Annotated in this window: 1 protein-coding gene; it reads right to left on the bottom strand. The window is 73.6% G+C overall.

The features are described 5' to 3' along the window. Positions 1–12,075, bottom strand: a 12,075-nt coding sequence (locus AOK08_RS47705) for a type I polyketide synthase (protein ID WP_079054350.1), incomplete at both ends; no start/stop codon positions are given.

The following is a 12,075-nucleotide window of genomic DNA, read 5'->3' as shown; positions in this document are numbered from 1 at the left end:
GGCGTGGGCCAGCGCGGTCGCGAGCCGGAACGCGTCCCCGCTGTCACGACGCAGCGTCTCCAGGACCACACCCCCGCCCGGAGTGTCGTCCAGCGTGTCCTGCAACCCCGGTACCAGGACCGGGTGCGGGCTCACCTCGACGAACGCTCGATGCCCCTCGGCCAGCAGACCCCTTACCGCGTCCTCGAACCGGACCGTGGCCCGCAGATTGCGGTACCAGTACGCGGCGTCCATCTCCGCGACGTCCAGCCAGTCACCCGTCACCGTCGAATACAGCGGCACACTGCCGGGCTGGGGCCGGATGCCCTCCAACTCGGCGATCAGCTCCGCCTCCAGGACCTCGACCTGCGCGGAGTGGGACGCGTAGTCCACCGGAACCATCCGCGCCCGCACCCCGGCAGCCTCGAACACCTCCCGCAGGGACTCCAGCGCCTCCGGGGGACCCGCCACGACCGTCTGGGACGGGCCGTTGACCGCAGCGACCGACACCAGCGGCCAGTCCGTGAGCCGTTCACGCACCCCGTCAGCGGGCAGGCGTACCGACAGCATCCCGCCGCCACCGGAGAGACCGGTCAGCAGACGGCTGCGCAACGCCACCACCCGCGCCCCGTCCTCCAACGACAGACCACCCGCCACCACCGCCGCCGCAATCTCCCCCTGCGAGTGACCGACGACCGCGTCCGGGACGACACCGTGCGCCTTCCACACCTCCGCGAGCGACACCATCACCGCCCACAACGCCGGCTGCACCACCTCCACCCGCTCCAGATCCCCACCCCGCAGAACCTCCAGCAGATCCCAGCCCGTCCACGGCTCCAACGCCGCCGCACACTCGTCCAACCGGCGGGCGAACACCGGCGAGGACTCATACAGCTCCACACCCATGCCCAGCCACTGCGAACCCTGACCCGGAAAGACAAACACCGACCGCGACCCCACGGGCAACGCGGAACCCCGTACGACACCCACCGCAGGTTCACCTGCGGCCAGCGCAGCCAGACCCGCCAGCAGCTCACCACGGTCGTGGCCCGTCACCACCGCCCGATGCTCGAACGCCGAACGACCCGACGCCAGGGAGTACGCCACATCCACCGGGGCCAGCTCCGGGTCGGTCTCCACCCGCGAACGCAGACGACGCGCCTGCTCCCCCACCACACCCTCGGACTTGCCCGACACCACCCACGACACCGGACCCGACACCTCAACAACAGGAACCGACCCGGCAGCCGGCTCGAGAGTCGGGACCTCCTCAAGGATCACGTGCGCGTTCGTGCCACTCGCGCCGAAGGCGGAGACGCCCGCGCGGCGGGGGTGGCCGTTCCGGGGCCAGTCGCGGGCCTCGGTGAGCAGTTCCACGGCGCCGCTGGACCAGTCGACCTGGTCCGTCGGCTCCTCCGCGTGGAGAGTGGCGGGCAGTACGCCGTGGCGCATCGCCTGCACCATCTTGATGATGCCGCCGACGCCCGCAGCCGCCTGCGTGTGCCCGATGTTGGACTTCAGCGAGCCGAGCCACAGCGGCTGGTCGTCCGCAGGCCGCTCCTGGCCGTATGTGCCGAGGATGGCCTGGGCCTCGATCGGGTCACCGAGCCGGGTGCCGGTGCCGTGCGCCTCGACCGCGTCCACGTCGGCCGGCGTAAGACCCGCCGAGGCGAGCGCCTGACGGATCACCCTCTGCTGCGACGGACCATTCGGAGCTGTCAGCCCATTGCTCGCGCCGTCCTGGTTGACCGCACTGCCCCGCACCACCGCCAGGATCTGGTGGCCCTGTCGCTGGGCGTCGGACAGACGTTCCACCAGCAGTACACCCACGCCCTCGCCCCAGCCGGTGCCGTCCGCGTCGACCGAGAAGGCCTTGCAGCGGCCGTCCACCGAGAGTCCCCGCTGCCGCGAGAACTCGATGAACGCGCCCGGGGTGGACATGACCGTCACGCCGCCGGCCAGGGCCATGTCGCACTCACCGGTGCGCAGCGCCTGGATCGCCATGTGCAGGGCGACCATGGAGGACGAGCACGCCGTGTCAACGGTCACCGCCGGCCCCTCCAGGCCGAAGGTGTAGGCGATCCGGCCCGACAGGACGCTGGGCGAGATGCCGGTGCCGATCAGACCCTCGACGTTCTCGTCGGAGTACGCGAGTGCCGTCTGGTAGTCGTGGTAGGTCACACCGGCGAAGACGCCGGTCTGGCTGCCCCGCACCGTCTTCGGGTCGATACCGCCCTGTTCGAACGCCTCCCAGCAGGTTTCGAGGAGCAGCCGCTGCTGCGAGTCCATCGCCATGGCCTCGCGCGGCGAGATGCCGAAGAATCCCGCGTCGAACTGACCCGCCTCGTACAGGAAGCTGCCGAGCCGGGTGTAGATCTTGCCGAGCGCGTTGGGGTCCGGGTCGTACAGCGAGTCGCTGTCCCAGCCCCGGTCGGCGGGGAAGTCGGACACCGCGGCGCGGCGCTCCATGACCATCTGCCAGAGGTCTCCGGGGTTCGCGACGCCGCCGGGGTAGCGGCAGCTCATCCCGACGATGGCGATCGGCTCGCCACTGTCGACGTTCGCCGTGAGGGCGGGCCTGAGCGGTGCGGCCTGTTCCTCGGGGAGCAGTTGAGTGCGCAGCGAGCTGACGAGGACCGCCGGGGTCGGGTGGTCGAAGACCAGCGTGGCGGGGAGTCGGAGTCCGGTCGCCTCGTTGAGCCGGTCGCGGAGTTCCACCGCGCTCAGGGAGGTGAAGCCGAGCTCGTGGAACTCCTGGTACACGTCGATCTCGTCGGCCGACTCGTGACCGAGGACCGCGGCCACGTGAGTGCGTACGACGTTCGTCAGGAAGCGTTCCTGTTCGCGCGCGGACAGGCGGGCCAGTCGTCCGCCCGGGGTGTCCGCGGCGGCTTCCATGGCTTCGTTCGCCTCGTGCGTGCCGGTCATTGAGTTCGTGCCGGTCGCGGGTGCGGGGCGGCGGGGGGATCCCGTGCGCCACAGCGGCGAATGGGGCGCGCTGTCCGCGCCGAGTGCCAGGACCAGGGGCGCGTCGACCGCCAGGGCGGCCTCCACGTCGCTCTCCTGCGGCAGGCTTGCCCAGGCCAAGGTGCGGCCGGGGAGGCCACGGTCCCGGCGTCGGCGTACGAGGGCGTCGGCGAAGGCGTGGGCCGCCGCGTACTCGGCGCCGCCGGGCGCCCCGAGGGTGGCCGCGGCCGAGGCGAACAGCACCAACTCGGCTGTGCTGGAACGGTGGTTGAGTACCTCCTCCAGTTCGACCAGCGTGGCCAGGGTGCGGACCAGCGCGTCCGGGTCGTCGGTGCCGCGGGCGTCCACGGTGTGCATGACGGCGGTCAGCGGACGGTCGGCGGGCAGCGCGTCGAGCGTCGCCGCCAGTGTCGCCGCCTCGCAGGCCTCGACCGTGACGGCCGGGCCGAAGGCCAGTCGTACGGCTGCCGGGTCCGCGTGGCCGCCGGTGACCAGGACCGTGCCCTCGGTGGGGCGGCCGGTGGCCGGGCTGGTGTCCGCCGTGCCCGGCGCGATCCTGGCCAGTCTGGGGACGAGCATCTCGTCGCCGTGCAGGGCCAGTTGGGGTTCACCCGTGCCCAGGCACCGGGCGAGCCGCTCGACCGTCGGGGTCTCGGCGGCCGGGGCCAGGTCCAAGAGGGTGAGGCGGCCGGGGTCTGCGGCCTGTTCCGAGCGGACGACCGCCCATACGGCGGCACCGACCGGGTCCGGCGCGGTGACCGGGTCCGGGGTCGCCGCGCCTCGGGTGACCACGACGAGGCGGGAGCCGCGCAGGCGTTCGTCGGCGCGCCAGGAACCGATCAGGTCCGTCACGCGGTCGACCGCCGAGCGGGCCCGGTCGGCGAGTTCGGCCGCTTCTCCGTGGCCCGGCGCGAAGGGGACGAGGAGCGTGCCGGGTACCGGTGTGCCGGTGTCGAGAGCCGTCAGCAGGGCTTGCGGGTCCCGGTGGCCGGCGCGGTCCTGGCGGGCCGTCGTGTCATCGGGGTCCGCCAGCCACACGTACGTGCCTGTCTCGGTAGCCGTACCGGTCTCCGCCTCGGTGGCCGGTACCGGCGTCCAGTCCAGCCGGTACAGGGGGGTCGCGGTCGCGCCCGGTGCGGCACGCAGAGTGAGTGACGCGATGGAGAGCACCGGCTGCCCTGTGGCGTCAGCGGCCGTCAGCGAGAGTCCGCCGCCCGCGCCGCCCGCGGGGTCCAGCCGGACGCGCAGGGCGGATCCGCCGGGGACATGGAGGGTGGCTCCGCGCAGCGCGAACAGGAACCGGTCGTGTCCGGTGCCGTCGAGGGTGCCGAGGCCGAGCGGTTGCAGCGCGGCGTCCAGGAGCGCCGGATGGAGGCCGAACTGCCCGGCGTCCGGGGTGTGTCGCGACTCCGGGCCGACCTCGGCGTAGAGCGCGCCGTCCCGCTCCCACACCCCGCGCAGGCCCTGGAAGGCGGGGCCGTAGTCGAAGCCGGTGCGGGCCATGCGGTCGTACACGTCCGCCACGGCCACCGGCCGGGCACCCGCCGGCGGCCACACCACGAGGCCGCCGTCCGCCGGGGCGGCCGGGGTCGAGGTGAGCGTGCCGGTGGCGTGCCGGGTCCACGGCTCGTCGTCGGCGGCGTCCTGCGGCCGGGTGTGGACGGTCACCGTGGGCTCGGCCGCGTCGGACACCACGACCCGCAGTGCGAGCGCGCCCTGTTCGGGCAGGGCCGACGGCGCCTGGAAGGTGAGCTCTTCGAGGTGGCCGTGGCCGAGCCGGCGGCCGGCCCACAGGGCGAGTTCCAGGAAGAGGCTCGCGGGGATGACGACGACGCCGTGTTCGGTGTGGTCGCCGAGCCACGGGTGCGTGCGGAGCGAGAGGCGGCCCGTGAAGAGGGTGCCGCCGGATTCGGGCAGTCGCACCATCGCGCGCAGGAAGGGGTGTTCGGCCCGTTCCAGACCGAGCACGCCGGGCTCTCCTCCGCCCAGTACGGCCCGTGGCCAGTAGCGCCGGTTCTGGAAGGCGTAGGTCGGCAGGTCGACCCGGTGGGCGGTGCTCTCGCCGTACAGCGCGGGCCACTTGGGGGCGACGCCGTTGACGTACAGCGTGGCGACGGCGGCGATGAGCGTACGGGCCTCCGGCCGGTCGGCGCGCAGGGCCGCGACCACCGCCGGGGTCATCGGCGTCGTGTCGTCGGTCCGGGCGGGGAGGCATTCGGGCACAAGGGCGCTCAGCACGCCGTCGGGGCCCACTTCGAGGAAGCGGGTCACGCCGCGTTCGGCCAGGGAGCGAACACCGTCGAGGAACCGGACGGGCTCGCGGACGTGCCGTACCCAGTAGTCGGCGGACGCGATGTCGTCGGGCTCGGCCAGGCGTCCGGTGATGTTGGAGACGACCGGCACGATCGGCGTGTTGTAGGTCAACTCCGCTGCCACGCGCCGGAATTCGTCGAGCATCGGGTCCATACGGTGGGAGTGGAAGGCGTGCGACACCCGGAGCCGACGGGTCTTGCGCCCCTGCTCCTTGAAGTGCGCGACGACGCGTTCGACGGCCTCCTCGTCGCCGGACACGACGGTGGACGTGGGGCCGTTGACGGCGGCCACGGTGATCGCCGCCGCCTCCAGGAGCTGTGCGACCTCGTCCTCCGTCGCCTGTATCGCGGCCATCGCGCCGCCTGCGGGCAGGGCCTGCATCAGCCGTCCTCGGGCGGCGACCAGAGCACAGGCGTCGGGCAGGGAGAACACGCCCGCGACGTGGGCGGCGGACAGCTCGCCCAGGGAGTGGCCCATCACGAAGTCCGGGGTCAGTCCCCAGGACTCCAGCAGTCGGTACAGGGCGACTTCCACGGCGAAGAGGGCAGCCTGCGCGTACCGCGTCTCGTCGAGGGCGCGCAGACCGTCCGGCTGCTCGTGGGGATCGGACAGTACGTCGGCCAGCGGGCGGTCCAGATGGCGGTCCAGCTCCGTGCGCACGGCGTCGAACGCGTCGGCGTAGGCCGGGTGGGTCTCGTACAACTCCTGCCCCATGCCGAGGCGTTGGGCGCCCTGTCCGGTGAACAGGAACGCGGTCTTGCCGGTGCGCGCGACCCCTTCGACCACGTGGGCGGCGGCCGTGCCGTCCGCGATGGCCGCGAGCCCCTTCAGCAGGTCGTCCCGGTCATGGCCGAACACCGCCGCGCGCCGTGTGAAGGCGGCGCGGCCGGTGGCCAGGGCGGACGCCAGTTCCATCGGGGCGAGGCCGGGACGGGTGCGCAGATGTTCGCTCAACTGCCGGGCCTGCGCACGGAGTGCGGGCTCCGTCTTCGCCGACACCACCCACGTCAGCGGGCCCGTCGGCGCGGTCGACGCGGTCGGATCGGCCGGCACGGCCGGGGCGTCGCCCTCGGGCCCGGTCTCGTCGTCGGCCTCGGGCTCGGTCTCGAACTCCTCGAATTCCTGGGCCTGTTCGATGATGACGTGGGCGTTGGTGCCACTCACGCCGAAGGCGGAGACGCCCGCCCGGCGGGGGTGACCGTCGCGCGGCCACGGCTGGGCCTCGGTGAGCAGCCGGACTGCTCCGGCCGACCAGTCGACCTGGTCGGTGGGCTCGTCGACGTGCAGGGTCGCGGGCAGCGTCTCGTGGCGCATGGCCTGGATCATCTTGATCACACCGGCGACGCCGGCGGCGGCCTGCGTGTGGCCGATGTTCGACTTGACGGAACCGAGCCACAGCGGCCGGTCCGCGCCGCGCTCCTTGCCGTACGTCGCCAGCAGGGCCTGCGCCTCGATGGGATCCCCGAGCCGGGTGCCCGTACCGTGCGCCTCGACCGCGTCCACGTCGGCCGCCGTCAGCCCCGCCGAGGCGAGCGCCTGACGGATCACCCGCTGCTGCGAGGGACCGTTGGGAGCGGTGAGCCCGTTGCTCGCGCCGTCCTGGTTGACCGCGCTGCCCCGCACCACAGCCAGCACGCGGTGACCGAGCCGCCGCGCGTCGGACAGACGTTCCACGAGGAGCACACCGGCGCCCTCGCCCCAGCCGGTGCCGTCGGCCGCCGAGGCGAACGCCTTGCAGCGGCCGTCGCCCGAGAGGGCGCCCTGGCGGGAGAACTCCACGAAGGCGTCCGGGGTGGCCATGACGGTCGTGCCGCCCGCGAGCGCGAGATCGCACTCGCCGCCGCGCAGCGCCTGTGCGGCGAGGTGCAGCGCGACCAGGGACGACGAGCACGCCGTGTCCACGGTCACCGCCGGCCCCTCCAGGCCCAGCGTGTAGGCGATCCGCCCGGACAGGACGCTGCCCGCGCTGCCGGTGAGCAGTCCTTCGGTCGTCTCGCCCGACATCTGGACCGCCGGGCCGTACCCGGAGCCGCTGCCCCCGACGAACACGCCGGTACGGCTGCCGCGCAGTCCGGTGGGGTCGATGCCCGCCCGTTCCAGCGCCTCCCAGGAGGTCTGCAGCATCAGCCGCTGCTGCGGGTCCATGGCCAGCGCCTCGCGCGGCGAGATACCGAAGAAGGCCGCGTCGAATCCGGCCGCGTCGGTGAGGAACCCGCCCTCGCTGGTGTGCCGGGCGCCCTCGCCCGCCGGGGCCTGGTCCCAGCCCCGGTCCACGGGGAACGGCTCGATCGTGTCGGTGCCGTCGGCGACCACCCGCCACAACTGCTCCGGGCCGGTGATGCCGCCGGGGTAGTGGCAGGCCATGGCGACGATGGCGACGGGTTCGTCGGTGGCGAGCGACCGCAGGGCCGGTACGGCCGCGGACGCCGACTCGGTTGTGTGGCCGAGGAGTTCGTCGAGCAGGAAGGCGGCGAGCACCTCGGGGCTGGGGTGGTCGAAGACCAGGGTGGCGGGCAGGACGAGCCCGGTCGCCGTGTTCAGGGCGTTGCGGAGTTCGACCGCCGTGATCGAGTCGAATCCGATGTCCCGGAAGGCGCGTTCGCCGGGTACGGCGTCGGCGGAGGCGTGTCCGAGCACGGCGGCGGCCTGGGCACGTACCAGCGACACCAGTGCTTCGAGCCGGTCGCCCGCGGCGAGAGCGTTCAGCCGCTCGCGCAGGGCGTTGTTCCCGGCGGGCCGGCCGCCGGCGGCCTGGCCCGGATCGTCCGCAGGGCTGAACAGCCGTACGGCTTCGGGGAGTTCACTCAGCAGCGGGCTCGGCCGTGCCGAGGTGAACGAGGGGATGAACCGCTCCCAGTTCATGCGGGTGACGGCCACGGAGGTCTCGTCCAGGTCGAGCACCTGTTGGAGCGCGGCGACGGCCAGCTCCGGGTCCATCTCCAGCAGTCCGCGCTTGCGCATGTACTCCATGGCCTCGGCGTCGGCCATTCCGCCGCCCGCCCAGCCGCCCCAGGCCACGGAGGTGGCGGTCAGGCCACGGGCGCGGCGGCGGTCGGCGACGCCGTCCAGGTAGGCGTTGGCGGCGGAGTACGCGCCCTGGCCCGCGCCGCCCCAGACGGCGGCGCAGGAGGAGAACAGGACGAAGGCGTCCAGGGAGGTGTCGCCGAAGACCGCGTCCAGGTGGTCGGCGCCCGCGGTCTTGGCGGCGAGCAGACCGGCGAGGTCGGCGGGCGCGGTGTCGGCGAGGGCGATCATCCGGCTGACTCCGGCGGCGTGGAACACTGCCCGGATCTCGTCGCCGTCGGCCCGCGCGCCGTCCACCAGGGCGTCCAGTGCGGCGCGGTCGGCGACGTCGAGGGCGGCGAGGGTGACTCGTACGCCCAGCTCCTCCAGTTCGGCTTTGAGGTCCGCCGCGCCCGGGGCTTCGGCGCCACGACGGCTGGTGAGCACGAGGTGCCCGGCACCGCCGCGGGCCAGCCAGCGGGCGACGTGGGCACCGACTCCGCCGGTACCTCCGGTGACGAGGACGGTGCCGGACGGCTGCCAGCGGCGCGCGGGCTCGGCGGCCGGGACGGCGTGGCCCAGCCGTCGTACGTGGATGCCTGTGCGGCGTACGGCGAGCTGGTCCTCGTCGCCCGGGGCCGCGTCCCGGCCCAGGATGCCGGCGAGTCGGCCGAGGGCCGGTTCGTCGACGGTCTCCGGCAGGTCGATCAGCCCGCCCCAGCGTCCCGGGTACTCCAGGGCCGCGGCCCGTCCCAGGCCCCAGACGGCGGACTGCGCGGCGGCGGTGATGTGTTCGTCGCCGGTCACGGCGACCGCGCCCCGGGTCAGGCACCACAGGGGCGCCTCGATGTCGGCGTCGCCGAGTGCCACGGTCAGGGCGAGGGTGGCGCTCACGGCCACCGGAACACCGGCCGGCTCGGCGCCGCCCTGGAGGGCCAGCAGCGATACGACGCCGGCGATCGGGAGCAGGTCGGCGACGAAGTCGCGCAGGAGGGCGGCCAGTTCGGCCCGGTCGGCACCGGCCGGGACATTAAGGCGGACGATCTCGGCGTCCTGGTCGGCGAGTCCGGCGAGTCCCGCGAGGAGTTCTTCGTGGAGGGCGCCTTCGTCAGTGGTGACTTCGTGAGTGGTGCCTTCGTGAGTGGCTTCCACGGGGGCGCCGTTCTCCGGGGTGACGACCAGCCACGTCCCCGACAGCGTCCCGGACGGTGTCGTACCGGGGCCGGCCGCGAGCGGCGACCAGCGCACGCGGTAGCGCCAGGCGTCCACGGTGGTCCGGTCCTGGCTGCGCCGCCGCCAGGAGGCCAGCGCGGGCAGCACGGCGTCGAGGGAGGACCGTTCGGCACCGGCGTCGAGGCCCAGGGTCTCGGCGAGCGCTGCCGTGTCGGCGGTGGCGACGACCTCCCAGAACCGGGCGTCGGCCGGGCTCGTCCCGGCGTCGGTGCCGGGCACCACGACCGCCGGCCGTGGCCAGTAGCGCGCCCGCTGGAAGGCGTAGGTCGGCAGCGGCACGCGGCAGGCGTGCGCGGCGTCGTACGTGGTGTCCCAGGCGACCGCGATCCCCTGGACGTACGCCTCGGCCAGCGCGGTGTGCATCCGGGACAGCCCGCCCTGGTCACGGCGGAGCGTGGTCAGGACGGCGGCACGGGTGTTCGCGTCCTCGGCGATGTCCTGGAGGCCGGGGGCCAGCACGGGGTGCGGGCCGATCTCGACGAACGCCTCGTAGCCCGCGCCGAGCAGAGTGCGTACGGCGGGTTCGAAGGCGACCGGCTCACGGAGGTTGCGGTACCAGTAGGCCGCGTCCAGTGTGGCCAGGTCCTCGCGGTCACCGGTGACGGTGGAGTAGAAGGGCACCGTACCGGACCGGCCCTCGACCTCGGCGAGACCGGCGAGCAGTTCGTCGCGGAAGGGCTCGATCTGGACCGAGTGGCCCGCCGAGGCGGCGGGCACCAGCCGGGCCCGTACCTTGCGCGCGGTCAACTCGGCGACGAGCGGGTGCAGTTCGCCCTCGGGCCCGGTGATCACGGTGTGGCGTGGGCCGTTGACCGCCGCGATGGACAAGTCCGGTCGTTCTACGAGCAGTTCCCGCACCTCGGCGGCGGGCAGCCGGATCGACGCCATGCTGCCGTGGCCCGACATCTGGTTGAGGATGCGGCTGCGCAGGGTGACGATGCGGGCGGCGTCGTCCAGCGAGAGGCCGCCCGCCACGACGGCGGCGGCGATCTCGCCCTGGGAGTGGCCGACCACGGCGTCCGGCTCGACGCCGTGCGCCCGCCAGACCTCGGCCAGCGACACCATGACGGCCCACAGCGCGGGCTGGAGGACGTCGAGGCGGTCGAGCGGCGGAGCTCCGTCCTCGCCGCGCAGTACGCCGAGGAGCGGCCAGTCGACCCATGCCTCCAGGGCGGTCGCGCACTCGTCGATCCGCTGGGCGAACACCGGGGAGGAGTCGTAGAGTTCGGCGCCCATGCCGAGCCACTGCGCGCCCTGGCCGGGGAACACGAACACCGTGCGGGGGGCTTCCGTGCCGGGTGCGACCGAGCCACGTACGAGACCGGCGGCGGGTTCGCCCGACGCCAGCGCGGCGAGGCCGGCGAGCAGCCGTTCGCGGTCACCACCGGTGACAACGGCCCGGTGCTCCAGGGCCTGTCGGCCGACGGCAAGGGAGTGGGCGACGTCCACCGGGTGCGCCGCGGCGCTCTCCACGTGGGTACGCAGCCGGGCGGCCTGCTCGCGCAGGGCACTCTCGCTCTTCGCCGACACCACCCAGGAGACGGGCCTGGAGACGGAACCGGAATCGGGCCCGGAATCGGGGGTCGAGGGCTGGTCCGAGGTGTCGGTTTCAGGCGCGTGCGACGAGGTTTCGGGTTCAGGCGCGTGTTCGATGATGATGTGGGCGTTGGTGCCGCTGACGCCGAAGGCGGAGATGCCCGCCCGGCGCGGGCGGTCGGCCTCCGGCCACTCCCGGGCCTGGGTCAGGACCTGGACGGCACCGGTGGACCAGTCGACCTGGTCGGTCGGCTCGTCGACATGCAGGGAGACCGGCAGCCGGCCGTGCCGCATGGCCTGCACCATCTTGATGACACCGGCGACACCCGCGGCGGCCTGCGTGTGGCCGATGTTCGACTTGATGGAGCCCAGCCACAGCGGCCGGTCGTCGGGACGGCCCTGGCCGTACGTGGCCAGCAGGGCCTGCGCCTCGATGGGGTCACCGAGCCGGGTCCCGGTGCCGTGTGCCTCGACGGCGTCCACGTCGGCGGCGGACAGTCCGGCGACGGCCAGGGCCTGCCGGATCACCCGCTGCTGCGAGGGACCGTTGGGTGCGGTGAGCCCGTTACTGGCGCCGTCCTGGTTGACCGCGCTGCCCCGCACCACCGCGAGCACCCGGTGACCGAGCCGTTCGGCGTCCGACAGCCGCTCCACGAGGAGCACACCGGCGCCCTCGCCCCAGCCCGTGCCGTCCGCGTCGACCGAGAACGCCTTGCAGCGGCCACCGGGAGACAGGGCACCCTGCTGGGTCGACTCGATGAAGACGCCGGGAGTGGACATGACGGTGGCGCCACCGGCGAGTGCCACATCGCACTCGCCGGACCGCAGCGCCTGGACGGCGAGGTGCAGCGCGACCAGGGAAGCGGAGCACGCCGTGTCGATCGTGACGGCCGGGCCCTCCAGGCCCAGCGTGTAGGCGATCCGGCCGGACATCACGCTGGCCGCGTTCCCGGTGCCGAGGTAGCCCTCGGCCGGCTCGGGGGTCTTCAGCAGCAGGCTCGCGTAGTCCTGGCCGTTGGTGCCCATGAACACACCGCCCCGGCC

Origin of the sequence: Streptomyces graminilatus (assembly GCF_001418565.1) — a bacterium.
In the GTDB taxonomy this organism is placed as follows: domain Bacteria; phylum Actinomycetota; class Actinomycetes; order Streptomycetales; family Streptomycetaceae; genus Streptomyces; species Streptomyces graminilatus.
The sequence above is the reverse complement of the archived record's forward strand: the minus strand, read 5'-3'. Positions and strand labels throughout refer to the sequence as shown.